This window comes from Nocardia sp. NPDC003726 (assembly GCF_053586955.1).
The window spans coordinates 15500-32911 of the sequence record NZ_JBSFNF010000014.1 but is presented as its reverse complement, the minus strand read 5'-3'; the positions used below and the strand labels follow the sequence as shown (position 1 = coordinate 32911).

General features: G+C 69.3%; 16 protein-coding genes. 3 read left to right on the top strand and 13 right to left on the bottom strand.

Features of this window, described 5'->3' with window-relative positions; genetic code table 11:
- Positions 1 to 15: 15 nt before the first annotated feature.
- The 6 genes from ACWDMM_RS19535 to ACWDMM_RS19510 form a co-directional block, all read right to left on the bottom strand.
- Complete coding sequence (locus ACWDMM_RS19535; protein ID WP_357102797.1) at positions 16 to 1365, bottom strand: family 1 glycosylhydrolase; 1350 nt, start codon at positions 1363 to 1365, stop codon at positions 16 to 18.
- Positions 1366 to 1481: 116 nt separating this feature from the next.
- Positions 1482 to 2063, bottom strand: coding sequence for a TerD family protein (locus ACWDMM_RS19530; RefSeq protein ID WP_067798617.1), 582 nt, complete (start codon positions 2061 to 2063; stop codon positions 1482 to 1484).
- A gap of 119 nt (positions 2064 to 2182) precedes the next feature.
- Complete coding sequence (locus tag ACWDMM_RS19525; RefSeq protein WP_357103536.1) at positions 2183 to 3106, bottom strand: phytoene/squalene synthase family protein; 924 nt, start codon at positions 3104 to 3106, stop codon at positions 2183 to 2185.
- Between the two features lie 11 nt (positions 3107 to 3117).
- Entirely contained in the window at positions 3118 to 4650 is a 1533-nt protein-coding gene (gene crtI, locus ACWDMM_RS19520) for a phytoene desaturase family protein (protein ID WP_449938739.1), read from the bottom strand.
- 14 nt (positions 4651 to 4664) lie between these two features.
- Entirely contained in the window at positions 4665 to 5780 is a 1116-nt protein-coding gene (locus tag ACWDMM_RS19515; protein ID WP_357102789.1) for a polyprenyl synthetase family protein, read from the bottom strand.
- Positions 5781 to 5845: 65 nt separating this feature from the next.
- Positions 5846 to 6340 carry a DUF6764 family protein gene (locus ACWDMM_RS19510; protein WP_357102787.1) on the bottom strand — a complete coding sequence of 165 codons (495 nt, stop codon included), beginning with the start codon at positions 6338 to 6340 and terminating at the stop codon, positions 5846 to 5848.
- 125 nt (positions 6341 to 6465) lie between these two features.
- Here ACWDMM_RS19510 and ACWDMM_RS19505 point away from each other — a divergent pair, with 125 nt between their 5' ends.
- Positions 6466 to 7323 (top strand): MerR family transcriptional regulator, encoded by an 858-nt coding sequence (locus tag ACWDMM_RS19505; protein WP_357102784.1) that lies wholly within the window; start codon positions 6466 to 6468, stop codon positions 7321 to 7323.
- 147 nt (positions 7324 to 7470) lie between these two features.
- On the opposite strand, the gene ACWDMM_RS19500 is transcribed toward ACWDMM_RS19505, so the two are convergent.
- The 3 genes from ACWDMM_RS19500 to ACWDMM_RS19490 all read right to left on the bottom strand — a co-directional run bounded on the left by ACWDMM_RS19500 (position 7471) and on the right by ACWDMM_RS19490 (position 10955).
- Positions 7471 to 8838: an NtaA/DmoA family FMN-dependent monooxygenase gene (locus tag ACWDMM_RS19500; protein WP_449938736.1), complete on the bottom strand. Its 1368-nt coding sequence runs from the start codon at positions 8836 to 8838 to the stop codon at positions 7471 to 7473.
- Between the two features lie 11 nt (positions 8839 to 8849).
- Entirely contained in the window at positions 8850 to 10064 is a 1215-nt protein-coding gene (locus tag ACWDMM_RS19495) for an LLM class flavin-dependent oxidoreductase (protein ID WP_449938734.1), read from the bottom strand.
- A 306-nt stretch (positions 10065 to 10370) separates the two neighbouring features.
- Positions 10371 to 10955 (bottom strand): TetR/AcrR family transcriptional regulator, encoded by a 585-nt coding sequence (locus tag ACWDMM_RS19490; RefSeq protein WP_195079468.1) that lies wholly within the window; start codon positions 10953 to 10955, stop codon positions 10371 to 10373.
- Between the two features lie 160 nt (positions 10956 to 11115).
- Between ACWDMM_RS19490 and ACWDMM_RS19485 the strand changes: the two genes are divergently transcribed.
- The gene (locus ACWDMM_RS19485; RefSeq protein ID WP_357102776.1) at positions 11116 to 11577 is read left to right on the top strand and encodes a DUF6463 family protein; all 462 of its coding nucleotides are present in this window, start codon (positions 11116 to 11118) and stop codon (positions 11575 to 11577) included.
- A gap of 139 nt (positions 11578 to 11716) precedes the next feature.
- Positions 11717 to 12748, top strand: a complete 1032-nt coding sequence (locus tag ACWDMM_RS19480; protein ID WP_357102773.1) for an aldo/keto reductase — start codon at positions 11717 to 11719, stop codon at positions 12746 to 12748.
- Positions 12749 to 12794: 46 nt separating this feature from the next.
- On the opposite strand, the gene ACWDMM_RS19475 is transcribed toward ACWDMM_RS19480, so the two are convergent.
- The 4 genes from ACWDMM_RS19475 to ACWDMM_RS19460 form a co-directional block, all read right to left on the bottom strand.
- A complete protein-coding gene (locus ACWDMM_RS19475; RefSeq protein ID WP_357102770.1) occupies positions 12795 to 13859 on the bottom strand; it encodes an LLM class flavin-dependent oxidoreductase in 1065 nt (354 codons plus the stop codon).
- 402 nt (positions 13860 to 14261) lie between these two features.
- Positions 14262 to 14588: a hypothetical protein gene (locus ACWDMM_RS19470; protein WP_449938730.1), complete on the bottom strand. Its 327-nt coding sequence runs from the start codon at positions 14586 to 14588 to the stop codon at positions 14262 to 14264.
- Positions 14579 to 15214 (bottom strand): MspA family porin, encoded by a 636-nt coding sequence (locus tag ACWDMM_RS19465; RefSeq protein ID WP_357102764.1) that lies wholly within the window; start codon positions 15212 to 15214, stop codon positions 14579 to 14581. Before ACWDMM_RS19465 ends, ACWDMM_RS19470 begins: the two co-directional genes overlap by 10 nt.
- 108 nt (positions 15215 to 15322) lie before the next feature.
- Positions 15323 to 17266, bottom strand: coding sequence for a glycoside hydrolase family 15 protein (locus ACWDMM_RS19460; RefSeq protein WP_195079396.1), 1944 nt, complete (start codon positions 17264 to 17266; stop codon positions 15323 to 15325).
- Between the last annotated feature and the right edge of the window lie 146 nt (positions 17267 to 17412).

Genomic DNA, 17412 nt, shown 5'->3' with positions numbered 1-17412 from the left:
CGGCGCGGGCAGCGCCTACCGTTCCGACACCGGAGTCAGGCAGCTGGCCGGTGGATCGACGAACACGCACAGGGCCGGGCCGCGGGTGGGACGGTAGCCGTCGGGCACTCCGCCCGCGGCGATGATCTGCGTGTAGGCGCCGACGGCGTCGGTGGGGCGGCGGGTGAGCGAGGGGTCGGTGCGGACGTCCACGGTGTAGAGGCCGAACCGGGGCGTGTAGCTTCCCCATTCGTAGTTGTCGGTGAGGCTCCAGTAGTTGTAGCCCATGACGTTCATGCCGTCGGCCTTGGCGCGCTGGAGCCAATAGACGGTGTCGCGCAGGTGATCACCGCGCAGATAGCCGTCGGCGCGCGGACGGCCGTCCTCGGTCGGCATCCCGTTCTCGACGACGTAGAGCGGCTTACCGGGCAACCGGCGCGAATAATACTGCAGCGCATAGTAGATGCCCTCGGTGCGCAACGGCAGTTCCCAGATGCGCGGCCCGGGCAGTGTCGGCATCGCCGAGCCGCTGGCGCGCACGATCGACTCGAGCAGCGACTGCGCCGGGTCGAAGGCGAAGTAGTAGTCGACGCCCACGTAGTCGAGCCGATCGGCGATGCGGTCCATCAGCGGGCCGTTGACCTGCGCCTCCGAACCGGCGACGTAACCCATGTTGCTGGTCACCTGTGCGCCCGGCTGCTTCTGGTGGATGTAGTCGTAGATGGCGTTGTGCGCCTGCGCGACCCGGTCGAGCATCTCGCCCGCGTCCGCGGCGCCCCGGCGGACCTCGTGCATGATGTAGGCGACGGGCTCGTTCACGGTGACCCACAACGGGTTGCGCGCCGCGTAGCGGTCGACGACGGCGCGCATATTGGTCAGCCAATCGTCGACCATGCGCGGATTGCGCCAGCCCCCGCGGTCGACGGCCCAGCCGGGGTACACCCAGTGGTCGAGCGTGATCATCGGTCGCATGCCGGCCTGTTCGACGCTGGAGACGACCGCGTCGTAGAAACGGAACGCGCCCTCGTCCCACACCCCAGGCGCGGGTTGCACTCGGGCCCACTCGATCCCGATCCGGAACACCTGGACACCGAGGTCCGCCGCGAGCTGGATGTCGGAAGCGTAGCGGCCGTAGAAGTCGACCGAATCGCCGAGCCCGTCGTAGCCGGGGGTGGAGCCGACGTATCGCGTCCAATTGCTGTCGGGCGCATGGCCTTCGGACTGGAAGCCGGAGGTCGATACGCCCCACAGGAAGTCGCCGCCCAGCGCAGGTAGGCCCGCGACCGGCTGTATCGGCGGGGTGGCCGCGGATTGCGCGGCGAGCAGCAGCGTGGATGCCGCGGCGGCGAGCGCGGCCAGGACGGACCGACGGAACCGAGATCGCATTGGCCCAGAGTAACCGGGGGCCCTGCGCCGATGACCGGAATCCGCGTATCGCAGCGATTCGAAGACGCGAGTGCGCGGTCGGCCGACGCAGGCCGCGTCGGGTGGCACAGCGGGCGCTACTGCATGGCGAAGCGCAGCAGCGCTTGCATGTCGCCCTGCTTGATCTTGCCTTGGCGATTGAGCACTTCCAGTTGCCACTGAGCGCCGTTGCGGAAGGCGCGAGCGACCGCGTTGGCGTTGTCGGTGCCGAGCAGCGATGGCCAGATGTCGGCGACTTGCTGGCTGTTTCCGCCGGTGGCGTCGTAGATCTTGAAGGAGATGTTGTTCGCCTTGTCGAAAGAGGAGCCCTTCTTGAAAGCGGCCGCCACGAAGATGATGGCGTCGATCGCGGTGGGGACGTCGGCGAAGGTGACGTGGATGGTCTCGTCGTCGCCGGAGGCGGCGCCGGTCTGTTCGTCGCCGGTGTGCGCGACCGCGCCGTTGCCCAACGGGTCGAGCGAATCGAGTCCCGCGAAGCGCACGGGATCGTTGCCCTGCATGAGGACGGCGATCAGATCGAGGTCGACACCGCGTTTGCGGCGTGCCCAGCCGAGCGCGCCGCCGCTCGTTCCGGACGACGGATCCCAGCTCACTCCGACACTCAATTTCGTGATACCGGCGAGGTCCGCGGCACCGTCTTCTTTTCTGAGCGTAATCACGACATCAGGATACTGACGACGAGCCGCGCCGCCCGGGATGACGAATCCGCCTGCGGCGCAGGTGCGGTGCGCTGGGCATCGGACCTCCGGCGCGGGACGCGGCACTGTCGCCGTGACGATCACCGATCCGGTCGGCGCGCCCGCCACGCCTGGACCAGTCCGGCCGCGCCGACCCGTGCTCGCCGCCGGTTCGGCACGGTCGCGCGGTGATCGAAGACGGCGTAGTCGCTGGCCTCGATGCGGTCGAGGATCTCCGAGTACAGTGTCTTCGCCGTCGTGACGCACGGTCGCGAACGGCGTTGCAGCAGCGCGATTCCCGCGTCCGCGAAGCGGTAGATGTCGCGGGTGCGGGCGATTTGCGCTGCCAGGGCTCTGCGTACCCTGGGCTCGGTGCGCCGTCGGGCCGCGCACCAGCGCAGGAGATCGCGGTCGACGTCGAAGGCGGCGAGTTCGTCGGCGGGCAGATACACCCGGTCGCGCAGCAGGTCTTCGCCGATGTCCCGCAGGAAGTTGGTCAGTTGGAACGCTTTGCCGAGCGCGGCGGCGTACGGCGCGGCCTCCTCGGCGCGAGCGGCGCCCAGGATCGGCAGCAATTGCAGTCCGATCACTTCGGCCGACCCGTGAACATAAACGTCGAGCGCGGCGCGATCGGGATAGTCGGTCACGGTCAGGTCCATTCGCATCGATGCGAGGAACGCGTCGAACAGCACCGCGGGTATGCGATAGCGATCGGCGGTGTCCAGCACCGCGGGGAGAACGGCGTCGGCGTCGGCGGCGCGGTCGCGGAAATGCCCGGCGAGCGCCTCCAGTCGCAGGGACCGTTCGGCCACATCGCGACCCGGGTCGAACTCGTCGAGGATGTCGTCGGCGCGGCGGGCGAATCCGTACAGGGCGTGTACCGCGGGGCGCTGATCCGGCGCGAGCAGGCGGGTCGCCAGGAAGAAGGTCTTCCCGTGGCTGGCGTTGAGCCGGCGGCAGTACCGGTAGGACCGGTGCAATCGCTCGTCGCCGGGCCGGGTGGTGTCGAGGTCGGTGCGGGCCATCTGGATTCCCATCACAGTCGTTCATCGATGCGGCTGGTGGCGAGCGCGGAGACGATGCGGCGCGGGCGCGCGGGGCGCGGGCCCGTGACGCGATCCGCGGCCAATCGGCCGGAGATCAGCACCGGGGGGATTCCCACTCCCGGCACGGTCGAGCCACCGGCCAAGACCACATTGTCGATGCCGCGAAGCATGTTGGCCGGTCGGAACGGACCGGTTTGGGAAAACGTGTGCGCCAGCGCGAACGGGCTCCCGGCGAGCATGCCCCGGCGCGCCCAGTCGGCGGGTGTGTCCACGCGCAGGATCTCGACTTCGCCGAATCGTGCGCCGAGACGATCCTGAGCGACCTCCAGCATCCGCGCGGCATAGCCGGTTCCCGACCGATCCCAATCGATGCGGCCGCGCTCGAGGTTCGGCGCCGGCGCGAGCACGGACAGCAGGTCCCGTCCCGCTGGCGCCAGCGACGGGTCGGTAGCCGTGGGCCGGGTGACCAGCAGCGAGGGATCGCGCATCACCTGGCCGCGGACGATGATGTCGCGGAACGACTCCTCCCACGCGCCGCCGAACAGCAGGCTGTGATGCGACATCTCGATCGTCGGCGCGCAGCCGAGATGGGCGATCACCGCCGACGGCGCGGCGGTCAGCGGCGCCGGACGCCGGGGTGTGCGCGTGACCAGGCGATAGGTCTCGTGCAGCTCCGTCGTCAGCACCACCGTGTCGCACGGGATGCGATCGCCGTCCGTGGTGTGCACCGCGGTGATCCGCGAACCGGCGCGCTCCAGCGCGGTCACGGCGGCGCCGTAGCGGAATCGGACACCGGCCCCGGTCGCCGCGTCGGCCAGCGCTGCCGGGAGCGCGCGCATCCCACCGCGCGGGAAGAACACACCGCCGATGGTGTCCATGTAGGCGATGACCGCATAGGCGGCGAGGGCCCGGCTGGGCGCCACACCCGCGTACAGCGATTGGAACGTGAAGACCCGCCGCAGTTCGGGGTCGCGAATGTAGCGCGCGACGGCGCGATCCCATCGCCCGAAACCACCGAGGGCGATCAGCCGGGCGAGCGCCGGCGTCACCATGGACAGCGGTGAGTCGAAATTCGCGGCGATGAACCGGTCCATCTCCACTCGGTACAAGCGCGTCAGCCAATGCCGCAGGCGACGATAGCCGTCCGCCTGCTCAGGGCCGCAGAACCGGCGGATCTCCTCTTCCATGCGCTCGGCATCGGCGTGCACCTCGAGCGTGCGCCCGCCGGTGAAATGCGCCCGATACGCCGGTTCCACCGGCTCGAGCCGCAAGTGGTCGGCGGTGCGTGCGCCCGCGGCCGCGAAGACATCGTCGACGATGTCGGGCATGGTCAAAACCGTCGGGCCGGTGTCGAGGCGATAGCCCGCCGGATCGGCGTACCCGGCTCGGCCGCCCGGTACCGCTTCGCGTTCCACGACGATCACTTCGCGAGAGCGGCCCGCCAGATGCGCGGCCGCGGACAACCCCGCGAGTCCGGCTCCGACCACCACCACCCGGTCGGTCGCTCCTTCGACGATGCGCATGTGCAACCTCCTGGTCATGCGACGCGTCCGGTGCAGGCGAAGGCCATGTGCGCCAAGGCGGCGCGCAGCGGTGCGGTGAGATCGGCGGTGCTCAGGGCGTCCACCGCGCGGGCGACCAAGTCGGCGATCATCGTCTCGATCCGGTCGGGCGCCCCGGACTCGATGATCAGGGTTCTGGCGCGGTCGATCTCCACGGGGCGCAGCCGGGGGCGATGCAGCAGGAAGGACAATTCGGCCCGCGCCGAGTGGGTCGCCATCTCCCGCGCGAGGACCACCACGCTGGTCGCGGTGCGTTCCGCGAGGTCGCCGTCGGCGGGTTTGCCGGTCACGGCCTGCGACCCGAAGATGCCGAGTATGTCGTCCCGCAACTGGAAGGCCTCGCCCACCGCGGCGCCGTACCGGCCCAGCGCGTCCAGGACGGTCGCGGGACAGCCTGCCATCGCGGCCCCCATCTCCAAGGGGCATCGCACCGTGTAGTTGCCGGACTTGATCCGCGCGATCGCCAGCACCGAGGCCAGCGCGGGCTCGGTGCGCGCGTCGTTGAGCAGATCCGCGAACTGGCCGGTCGCCAGTTCCACCCGCATGGTGTCGTAGCGCGGCCACGCCCGCGCGAGCGCGGTTTCGGCGAGCCCGCTGTCCCGGAGCATCTGCTCGGCCCACACCAGACACATGTCCCCGAGCAGGATCGCGGCGGACTCGCCGTACCTGGCGGCGGAGCCGGGCGCCCCGATGTCGCGGTGGGCCCTGGCGAACCGGACATGCGCCGCCGGTGCGCCGCGGCGCGTCGCGGACCGGTCCATGACGTCGTCTTGGAGCAGCGCGAACGCGTGCAGCAGTTCCAGGCCTGCGGCCGCGCGCAGCGCCGCCTGATCGTCCGGCGCGCCGCACCGCCAGCCCAGGTACATGAACGTCGATCGCAGGCACTTCCCGCCCATGGCGTATTGCCGCAGAATGTCCTCCGCGCCCAGGCGGCGAAGCGGCGCGGGGCAGGCTCGCGGGACGAAATCGCCCAACTCGGCGAGCACCGCCTTCCGCACCGTCTCCCGCCACAGCGAGATGGGGGTGGTTGCGAGGGCCGGCAGGTCACCGGCCGGTTCGCGCACTATCGATTCCGACCACACGATGTTCATTCGCGCTTTCCTTCCACGCCTCGGGCAGCCACCCGCACGTCTGACATGCTGCACATAACGATGCATTATCGAGGCGAGAAGCAGGCCTGGCCTGTCTGGAAATCGCCCGCGAACCCGAATCCGCCGCCGCAGGTCGGCGCGGTGACGCCGGTGACCGCGACCGTCGCGCCAGGGCCGGCGATGCCGATCGACAGTCCCGGGCGCACGCCGCTGGTCGTGACTCTCGCGTCGGGTCCGACGGCTATCGCGGCCGGACCCGACAGGAACGTCGAGTTCGAGGTGGCGACGCCGCCGCCCTGCGCGATCGCCAGGGAAAGGCTGCTCGGAGCTGCGTCTGCGCTGGCTGCCGCCTCGATGCCGTAGGCGGCCGCAGCGCCTCCCGTGTCGCTGCGCGCCGCGCACGATGCCGTGCCGTCGGTGCTCTGGGTGGCGGCGGGGCCGGGTGCGGGGCACGCCGCCGGAGCGGCGGTGGCGGCTGGTGCGGTGAACCACATGCCCAGCCATGCCGCGCCGACGGTGGTCGTCAGCCCGAGTGATCGGGTGAAAGTGCGTCGGTTCATGGCGCGTCCTCCTCGGGAAGTTCGGCTTGTCAGGCTTCACGCTACGCCAGTAATGATGCAAAATCGATGCATCAGCTCGAGCTTTTTCGAAGGAGTGGAACTCGTGTGCCGGATGCGGTCCGACGATGGTTGACGAGGAGTCCGGCCGATACCCGGTGGGCGCGGTGGCGAGGCGGCTGGGCATTCCGGTCGCCACGCTGCGCAGCTGGAACCAGCGCTACGGGATCGGCCCGCCGCGCAGGCAGCGGGGTGCGCACCGCCGCTACAGCGAATCAGACATCGCGACTCTGCGGCGCATGATCGACTTCATCGCGGCGGGCGCGGCGCCGGCGGGAGCCGCGCGCCAGGCGCTCGCCCAGGCTGCGCGCGCGTCAGAAGGCCGCAGCGCGCTCTTGGTCGCCGCCGACCGGCTCGAACCCGATGTCGCGCTCACGCTGATCATGGCGCGGCTCGCGCGCGACGGTGTGGTGGCGACGTGGAACGGTTTGTGCCGGCCGGCCTTCGCGACCATCGTTGCGGAGCAGGCCGATGGCGGCGGCCTGGTCGAAGTGGAACACCTGTTGTCCTGGGCGGTGATCGCGGGGTTGCATCGGATGTTCCCACCGGTCCGGCGGCCGCGCGGCCAGCCGCCGGTTCTCCTGGCGTGCACGGCGGGGGAGAACCATGTGCTTCCCCTGGAGGTGTTGCGGGCCGCGCTGGCCGAGCAGGGCGTCGTCGCCGTGCTGCTGGGTGCGGCGGTGCCCGACTCGGCGCTGAGCGACGCCTTGGCGCATTACGACGAGCATTGCTCGCTCGTGCTCTGGTCGCAGTTGCCGCCGAGCGCCACGCCGGAAACCCTTCGGGCCGTGCGGCAGCCGACGGTGCGGGTGCTGGTGGCCGGGCCGGGCTGGTCCGCCGTTGCGCTGCCGCCCGAGGTCCCCTACGTCACCACCCTCGAGAACGCTCTCGCGACCCTGCTCGAACTCATCTCCGGCCCTGTCTGATCCCGGCTTCGCGGCCGGACTCGTCTCGACAACAAGGCCACCCGGCCGCCCGCCACACAGGCATCGACCGGCATCCGCTGCCGGGAGGGCCAGTGGGCCCGGCAGCGGACGCCGGTCGATAGGACGTGCGGACGACCGCGGCCGAACTCAGGCGTCGGCCGGCACCGCCTTCGCCGAGCGCACATCCGGCAGGCCGAGATTGTCGCGCAGGGTGGTCCCCGCGTACTCGGTGCGCAGCGCACCGCGATCCTGTAACAGCGGCACCACCTTGTCGACGAATTCGTCCAGGCCCCACGGCACCAGGTGGGAACCGAGGATGAAACCGTCGGAGCCGTCGTTCTGCACGAAAGCGTCGATCTGCTCCGCGACCTGCGCGGGGGTTCCGACCAGGGGGCCGCGTTCGAACTGGTCGATCACCACCTCGCGCAGCGAGAGCTTCTTCGTCTCGGCGACCTGGCGCAGACGTTCGGCGGTGGCGAAGCGGTCCTGGTGGACGAAGGCGCGACCCTGGATGATCGGCGGGGCGTCGGGGTCGGGATCGATGTCGGGGACCGGCCCTTCCGGGTCGTAGCCGGACAGATCGCGGTTCCAGATCTGTTCCAGCAGAATCAGCGCGGTCTGCCCGGTGACCTGCTCGTCGCGGATGGCGTGGTATTTCTCGATCGCCTCGGCCTCGGTGTCGCCGAGCACGAAACTGGCCGACGGCAGGATCTTGATGTCCTCGGCGGCCCGCCCCGCCGCCACAGCGCGCGACTTGATGTCGCGGTAGAAGTCCGCGGCCTCCGGCAATTTGCCGTACGGGGAGAAGATGGCATCGGCGTTGGCCGCGGCGAAAGCGCGTCCCTGTGGTGACACGCCCGCCTGGAGGATCACCGGCCTGCCCTGAGGGCTGCGCGGCACGGTGAAGCGACCGGAGATGTCGAACTGGCTGCCGTGGAAGGCGAAAGCGCCGGCGTCCGGCCTGGCCAGAAACCGCCCGGAGTCCTTGTCGGCGACGATGTCGGCCGCGTCCCAGGAATCCCACAGCGCCCGAACGGCGTTCAGCGTCTCCTCGGCGCGCGCATAGCGGTCGGCGGGATCGAGGAATCCGCCGCGCCGGAAGTTCCGGCCGGTGAAGGCGTCGAACGAGGTCACGACGTTCCACGCGGCGCGGCCGCCGGAGAGATGGTCCAGGCTGGCAAACTGCCTGGCCAGTTCGTAGGGCTCGTTGAAGGTGGCGTTGATGGTGCCCGCGAGCCCGAGATGCTCGGTGACCGCGGCGATCGAGGCCAGCACGGTGAAGGTGTCGGGGCGGCCGATGATGTCCTGATCGAAGATCTGGCCCGCGCGTTCGCGCAGGACGAGCCCTTCGGCGAGGAAGAAGAAGTCGAACTTGCCGCGTTCGGCGGTGCGGGCGGTGTGCTCGAAACTGCTGAAATCGATCTGGCTGCCCGCCTCGGGATGCCACCAGGCGGTGTGATGGTTGACGCCGCCGAGGTAGGCGCCAAGGATGACCTGCTTACGGGGGGTGCTCATGGTGACCTCGCTCAGGCAGTCGCGTAGCGGTTGGGGACGTCGGTGGGCAGGCCGAGCAGCGCGCGCAGCGAGCCGTCCGGGTAGCCGGTGCGGAACACACCGCGGCGTTGCAGCGCGGGGACGAGCCGGTCGGCCACTGCCGCCAAGTCGTCGACCGCGACGCCGGGCCGCAATCGGAACCCGTCGACCCCCTGCTCGCTCCAGTCGGTGAGCAGATCGGCGAGCTCGTCGGCGCTTCCCGCGAAGACGGCGGCGTCGGAACCGAATTCGGCACCCGCGAGTTCGCTCAGCCGGGACAGACGCTGCGGACCGGACTGCTCGTCGGTATCGAGGAAAACGGTGATGTCGGCATAGACTCGCAGCGGCTCACCGGCGCGTCCCACCCGCGCCGCGGCGGACGCGACTTGTTTCAGGATCGGGCCGGGGCCCTCGTCGCGGGTGGGCGTGACGAAGACCAGATCGGCACCGCGGGCGGTGAATTCGTAGATCAAGGGGCCGTGCGCAAGAGCCGCCACCACCGGCTGCCCTTGCGGCGGACGCGGCGTGATCGATGGCCCGCGGACGCTGAAGAAGCGGCCCTCGAAGTCGATGTAGTGCAGTTTGTCGCGATCGATGAACCGGCGAGTGGCCACATCGCGGATCTCCGCGTCGTCCTCCCAGCTGTCCCATAGCCGCCGCACCACCTCGACGGCGTCGGCGGCTTCGTCGAAGAGATCGCGCACCCGGTCGGGGAAGACGCCGGAGGCGAGGGCTTCGGCGAGTTCGGCGGGAGTCAGGTCGTGCACCGCACGGCGTCCGAAGTGGGCGGCCTCCTCGGCGGTACCGGACACCCGCGCTTGCCAACCCGCCCGGCCACCCGAGGTGTAGTCGAGGGTGGCGATCGACTTGGAGACGTGGAACGGCTCGGTGTGCGTGGTCGTCACGGTCGGAATGAGACCGATACGCCGGGTGACCGGGGCGATCCGTGCGGCGATCAGATGCGCGTCGATCCTGGCCCTGACCTGATCGACGGCGTCGTCGGACGGTGCGTGCCCTCCACCGGGGATCCGCAGACTGTCTTCGATGCTCACGAAATCGAGCAGTGCCCGCTCCGCGGTCCGGATCAGGTCGGTCCAGTAGCCGGGGCCGAACAGTTCGGCAGGACGGGAGTTGGGCTCCCGCCACGCGGCCGGATGCCAGCCTGCCCCGTCGAGCGCGACGCCGATATGCAGTGGGTTCGGTGCCATCGTCTCCCGTTTCTCTCCATGCGCGAATATCGTGCGGTGCAACGCCCGAAACCGCTCTGCGACGGACCGGACGGGGGCTGCGAGCACGGCCGAAGACGGGCTGTGTCACCGGGCTCGACGGACCGGGAAGGAATAACGCGTGGCCACGGCGGAGAATGTGCGCACACGCTCGCCATCGCACGCGGAGTGTCAACGATTCAGATCAGCTCGATCGATGGGAAATACGGCGGCGCGACCGGTGTGCTGCGGCCCGGAACGGGGCCGAGCTCTCACGCGAAAGCCCGGCCTGCCGAACGTGCGCAGCGTTCAGCGCGGCGGACGCAGAAGGTATTCTCCGGCGAGTTCGACGGCTTCGCGAGTGGTGTAGCCGGGGTGGTCGGCGACGATGAAGTGACGGCCGATCGCGAGGGCGAAGGTCAGGGTGCTGCGTGCCTCGACCTCGTCGGGGTCGGTGATGAAGGCCCCGAACATTTTGCGCAGGAAAGTCATCCGCTCGTTGTCGATGCGCCGCAGGCGCGTGGCCACCGATTCGTCGTGGCGGGCCCAAGCGCGCACCGCGAGATCGATGCGGTGCAGGTCCTCGGTGAAGGTCAATCGTCCGGCGCGCCGGATCCGGTCGGCGGCGTCGCCGCCTTCGGCTTCGGCCTGGGCGAGGACGGCTGTCGTGCAGCGGCGTTCCCACTCGTCCAGCATTTCCGTGAGCAGCGCGGGACGGCCGTCGAAGTAGCCGTAGAACCCGCCCTTCGTCACGCCGAGCTGGGCGGCGAGCGTCTCCACGCGGACGGCATCGGGTCCACCGCGGGCGAGTGCTTCCAGACCCGCCTCGATCCAGCGGTCGCGGGTGGTGCGGGGCACGGCAGGAATCTGGCCACCTCCATTGATCGGACTGATTCTGTACGTTACCGTATAGATCAATTGTACGGAATCGTATAAAAGCGAATGTCGCGCCGCGATACGGGAAGTCGACCTCGCGATCGTCGACCCCAGCGTGAGGGGCCCCGGCGGAACCGTGACGACGCCGGAACTTCGTCGGAACAGGAAAGGTCACGAGATGAAGGACAGAAAGCGATTGCTCCGCTGGTCCGGTGCGATCCTGCTCGTGCTGGGCGCAGGGCACCTGATCCTGCTGGCACTCTCCTCCGGGGGAAACATCACCGGCTGGGCCGAGCGCGGTATATGGGCGGCCGTCCCGCTCACGCTCGGAGATGAAGACATCGTGCAGACGGCGGAGTCCTTGGAGAACAAGCTGACGTTCTGGGCCGGCCCGGGCAGCTTCGCCGTGCCGTTGATGCTGTTGGGTCTGCTGATCTGGCACCTCGCCGGACGCGGGGTGGCCGTGCCCGCTGTAATCGGCTGGGGCCTCGCGGCATGGTGCTTGCTGGGCGGTGTCCTGCTCGTGCCGTCGCCATTCTTCGTCGGAATCGTTTCCGGGGCGCTTGTCATCGTGGCGGCACGGAAGGACGATCGGCCCCCGGTGAGTGCGACAGCTTCGAGCGCGGAGAGCCGAGGCTGATCGGTCCGGCGGGAGGCGCGGCACGCGGGGGGCGGCATGGCACGACGGGTTTCGATCAGCGTGAGCCGACCGGTCGCACCGGAGGGGGCCGAAGTGGTGCACTCTCGGTGATCACGCAGCGAAAGGAAGACACGCACAGATGAGTTATGGCCCCTTCGATCCGACCTATGCTGCCGCGGCGGACCGGTACGAAAAAGTCCCGTACCGCCGCACCGGTAACTCCGGCCTCGACCTTCCTGCCTTCTCGTTCGGCTTGTGGCAGAAGTTCGGCACCGATTACCCGTTCGCGACGCAACGCGAGATCATCCTGCGCGCTTTCGATCTCGGCATCACGCACTTCGACAACGCCGACCGCTACGGACCGCCGCATCGCGCCGCCCAGAAGAACTTCGGCGCGGTGCTCGGCAAGGACCTCGCTCCCTACCGTGACGAACTCATCCTCTCGACCAAGGCGGGCAACCCCATCGGGCCGAGCCCCTATCTCCGGGGCGGTTCGCGCAAGTCGATCCTCACCTCGCTCGAGCACAGCCTGCGCGACCTCGGCACCGACTACGTCGATATCTTCTACCATCACAGCCCGGATCCGAGCACGCCGTTGGAGGAGTCGGTCGGCGCGCTGGTCAGCGCCGTGCAACAGGGCAAGGCGCTCTACATCGGCCTGTCCAATTACGCGCCCGACCGCACTCACGAGGCCGCCGAGCTGCTCCGGCAGGCGGGCGTTCCGCTGTTGATCCACCAGGCCCGCTACTCGATTTACGACCGCAGCCCCGAGCGCGGCGGCCTGCTGGAGACCGCCCGCGAGGACGGCTTCGGCGTGATCGTCTACTCGCCGCTGGCGCAGGGCCTGCTGACCGACAAGTACCTGGAGACGATTCCCGACGGGGCGCGGGCGCAGAACAGCAGCTTCCTGTCGCCGGATGTCATCGACGAGACCTACCGGCAGCGCACCGCCGCGCTGAACAAGATCGCCGAAGCGCGCGGCCAGTCGCTCGCGCAGCTGGCGCTGCAATGGGTGCTGCGGCGCCAGGAGGTCACCTCGGCGCTGATCGGCGCGAGTTCCACCGCACAGCTCGATCACAACATCGCGGCGCTGAGCTTCCCCGCCCTCACCGACGACGAACTCGCCCTCATCGACGAGCACGGCGTGCACGGGACCGGCCTGAAACTCTGAGCCCGCGCCACGCGGATCGGGAGGGGCAGCGCACGCGCTGCCCGTCTCACTCCCGCAGCAACGGCAGCAGCTGCTTGCCTTGACGCTCGATCTCGGTCAGATACGGGGTGTCGGACAGCACGAAATGCGTGATGCCCAGGTCCTGATACTTGCGCAGCGATTTGGCGACGTCGTCGGGGGAGCCGACCAGCCAGGTCGTCCCTGCCCCACCGCCGCCGAACTTCCCCGGCGTGGTGTACAGGTTGTCGTCGAGCACCTCGCCCTGCGCGGCCAGCTCCAGCAATCGCTGCTGGCCCACCGCCGTTCGGCGATGCGGGTTCGGCACGGGCGCGTGGTGGTGGTCGGCCATCGCCGCGACCTTCGCCTCCGCCTCCGCCCAGGCCTGCTCGGTGGTGTCCCGGACGAAGGTGGTGACCCGCAGGCCGAACTCCAGTGGCGGGTGCTCGCGGCCGAGTTCCTCACTCAGCGACCGCAGGCGCTCGATCCGTTCCCTGACGCCCGACAGGGGCTCGCCCCAGAAGAGCTGGACATCGGCCTCGGTCGCCGCCACCCGCTCCGCGGCCTCCGAGGCACCGCCGAAGTAGAGCTTCGGATGGCGGCGCTCGCCGCGCGCGACGATCCTCGGCAGCGCGGTGGAATCGATGACCTGGTAGTACTGGCCCCGATAGGTGACGTTCTCCTCCGTCCACAGCCGGCGGACGAGTTGCAGGAACTCTTTGGTGCGGGCGTAACGCTCGGCCTGATCGCTCTCGGTCTCGCCATAGGCCGCGAGATCGTCCTTGCCCGACACGATGTTCACCCGCACCCGGCCGCCGGAGAGGTGGTCGAGGGTCGCCGCCGCCGATGCGAAGTTCGCCGGACGCCAGTAGCCCGGCCTGATGGCGACCAGCGGCTCGAACGTCGTGGTCCTCGCGGCGAGAGCCGTGGCGACGGTGAGGGTGTCCGGGCGGCCCCACCCGGTGCCGAGCAGAGCGCCCTGCCAGCCGTGTTCCTCGAGTGCCTTCGCCTGGGCGGTCAGGGTGTCCAGGCTGTTGTGATCGGCCACGACGGTGTCACCGCGATGTCCAGGCGTGACCTGATTCGGGATGTACCAAAGGAATTCGGAACTCATCGGCGCTGAATCCTGTTCGGTGGGCGTGATCAACGGGCGAATCACCCGGCTGGCGGGTCGGCCAGCCGTCGGGCACCGAAATTATCGACCGCACCCGGCGCCGTAAGTCCTTCGCCGCCCGCGCCATTCACCCTGAGGAACCGGCCCTGAACTGCGGTGATGCGCTGTGATGAGACATAAATTCATCCAGATTCCAGCGACGGCCGATGCGCCTGTCGCGATACCGGTGCGCGGGTGGACTTAGAGGCCGAGACTTCCCGTCGCGGGCCGCAGGCAGTGGAATCGCGCCGCTGCGCGAGGAAGCGAACGATAGGAGCTGATGCGAGCACACGCGCCGAGGCGATCACTGCTCGCGCTGGAATCGATGGGCCGCTCGCGGGGCGAGCGGCCCCCGACTGATCGTTATCGGATCGGCACGATCGGCTTGCCGGAGCCCGGTCCCGGCGCGGGAGGAACCAGTGCACCGGCGGGTGTGCCGGTATTGGGAGCCGACCTCCCGGGCGGGGGCGCGAGCACTTGCAACGGCAGTGCAGGTGGCGCGGCGGGCGCGCCGCGCGTCGCGGGCTTGTCGTCGCCGCAAGCCGTTGCGGGGGAGGGTGTCTCGCCGCAGCTCGGTCCGACCGGCACGATCGGCTCGGCGCAGGTGGTGGGGGCGGCGATGATCAGTGCGGCCGACACCCCGATCGGCGCCAGCCAGCGTCGCAGCGCAGGCGCGGGGATCACAGCCATATCGGATCACCGTAGACCGCGACGGAATTGTCGGCCGTCGCGGTGGATATCGATACGATCGCGAACGAGCGCAGGCTCACCGCGCCCGCACACGCATCGATCTTGATCTGGATCTGATCGACGGAGATCGAGCCGTGCGGCCCGGCAAGCGGTTTGGTCCCCAGCGTGATGCTGTTGATGGTGCCCGGCTTGATGGTCGTCGACATGCTCGGCAGGGCCAGCGCGCTGCCGCCGACGGCGAGGCCGGGCGACGGGGCGACGGTCACCATGGCGTTCGGGCCGATGGCGGCGGACAGGCCCATGGTCAGGCCGTTGGAAACGTCCCCCTGGCAGCCGATCTGGTATCCCAGCTGCAGCGTCCCCGAGTTCACCGCCTCCCGGCCCTCGCCGGCGATGTCGGCCGCCGCCGACAGCGTGACGAACCCTTCCCTGGTGAACGGCGTCGCGGCCAGATTGGGCACGCGCTGCACGTCTTCGGCGGTCTTGCTGATCCGCAACTGCCAGCCGTCCTCGGTGTCGACCACGCGAGACTTGTCTGCCACCGGATCAGCGGTCGCGGGGGCGGCCGTCAGGCCGAATGCCGCGGTCGCGGCGATGCCGAGCATCGCCATCGTCGAGCCCTTCAATGAAATCCTTAGTCCTGTTAACAGTCGAAGGCGATAGTACTGAGTCCGCCTCCGCGGCGGCACGAAAGGGCGCCCACCGTTGGGGTGCAGTGGATTTCACCGGCCGGGTCAGCGGTGGATGTACCCGCGAGTGAGCGGTGCGTCGTCGAGCCGCGGGGCGATCGATTCACCGCCGAGTGCCTGCCGCAGGAGCGCTTGCTCGTCCTGGATGACGTGCATGACGGCATTGATCAAGGCGAGGTGGGTGAACGCCTGCGGATAGTTGCCCCAGTGCCTGCCGGTGCGGGGATCGATCTCCTCGGCGTAGAGGCCGAGCGGGCTGGCGTAGCCGAGAAGTTTCTCGCACAACTGTTTGGCCTTCTTCTTCTCGCCGATCTCCGACAGCGCCGACACCAGCCAGAACGAGCAGATCGTGAAAGCGCCTTCCTCACCAGCGCATCCGTCGTCGGTCTCCGCGACGCGGTACCGCAAGACGAGGCCGTCTTCGGTCAGTTCCTCTGCGATGGCCAGCACGGTGTTGCGTACCCGGTCGTCGTCGGGTGGCAGGAAACGCACGAGCGGGATGAGCAGGGTCGAAGCGTCCAGCGACGTGCTGCCGTAGTACTGGGTGAACACCCGCCGGGAATCGACCGCGTGTGCGCAGATGTCGGCGTGGATCTCGTCGGCGGCCTGTTGCCACCGGTGCGCGCGGGCGAAGTCCTGGTGGATACGGGCCAGCCGGGCGCCGCGGTCGGCGGCGACCCAGCACATCACCTTGCTCGAGGTGAAGTGCCGGGGCTGCCCGCGCACCTCCCAGATGCCGTGGTCGGGCTCGCGCCAGTAGGTCAGGGCGCTCTTGACCGCACGGCCGAGCAGCGGCCATGCCCGCGCATCGATCTGATCTTGATGACGGCCGTAGAGATAGACCGCGTCCAGCGCCGCGCCCCAGACATCGTGCTGCCGCTGCCGGTACGCCTCGTTACCGATGCGCACCGGGCCCGCGTTGTCGTAGCCGCGCAGGTGGGGAAGGGTCTGTTCGGCGAGGTCGGTCTCGCCGCCGATGCCGTAGACGATCTGCATGTCCCCGGCTTCCTCGGTCAGGTCGAGGATGTAGGAGAAGAAGTCGTTCGCCTCCCAGGTGAACCCCAGCGTGTACAGGCCCCACAGGGCGAAGGCGGAGTCGCGGATCCACGAATAGCGATAGTCCCAATTGCGCTCCCCGCCAGGGGTTTCCGGTAGCGAGGTGGTGGCGGCGGCAGCGACGGCGCCGGTGGGGGCGAAGGTCAATCCCTTGAGGGTGAGGGCGCTGCGGGTGAGTTCCGCGGTCCACGGATGGTCCGGGAATCGCCCGCCGGCCAGCCAGTGCCGCCAGTGGTGGATCGTGCGCAGCAGTCGCTCTTCGGCCTCCGCGACGTCGCCGGGCGCGTCCCGACTGCCCCAGGCCAGCGCGCAGAACCGGGTGTCGCCCTTCTTCAGCAGGGTCCGGGCGACCGCGTGCGTGCCCTCCAGCCCCAAGCGCATGTCCGTGCTCAAGGTCAGTTGCAGATCGATCCCGTCGGCGCAGGCCTGCGCGAGGTGATAACTGCCGAGGTACTCCCATCGCGCGCGATGCCTGCCGTAGTCGAAGGCCGGTTGGCAATCGAGCCCGAACTGGATCTGGCCGGTCTCGCAGTGCACCGTGCGCAGCAGGATGTGCTCGGCGTCGTAGTCCGTCGGCGTCCGCCGGTGCGCGCTGCGGCCGGGTTTCTGGTGCCGCCACGGCCCGACCAGCAGCACGTCACGGACCGTCGCCCAGCCCTCGCCGCTGCGCCAGCTCGTCTCCATGACCATCGTGCCCGGGATGTAGCGGCGATCGGTGGGCACCACGAAGTCGGCGGGAGCGAACCGGAACGAACCCGCGGAGCGATCGAGTATCGCGGCGAAGACGCTGGGGGAGTCCATGCGCGGCAGGCACATCCACTCGATGGCTCCGCTGGGCGCGATCAGAGCGGTGACCTCGCAATCGGAGATGAACCCGTAATCGTCGATGCGCGGGAAGGCCGTGAGCCGCGGCGTGCAATCGATCTCGTCCATGCGTTTCTCCGTCGTCGTCTCGGGGCTTACCGGCCGGTGGCCGTGCACCGGCGAGTACCTGCTGCGCCGCCTTTCTTCGGGGGAACACTGTGCGCGGTATCGAGGCGTGAGATGCAACGCTGCCACCAGCCCACCACCTGGTGGGC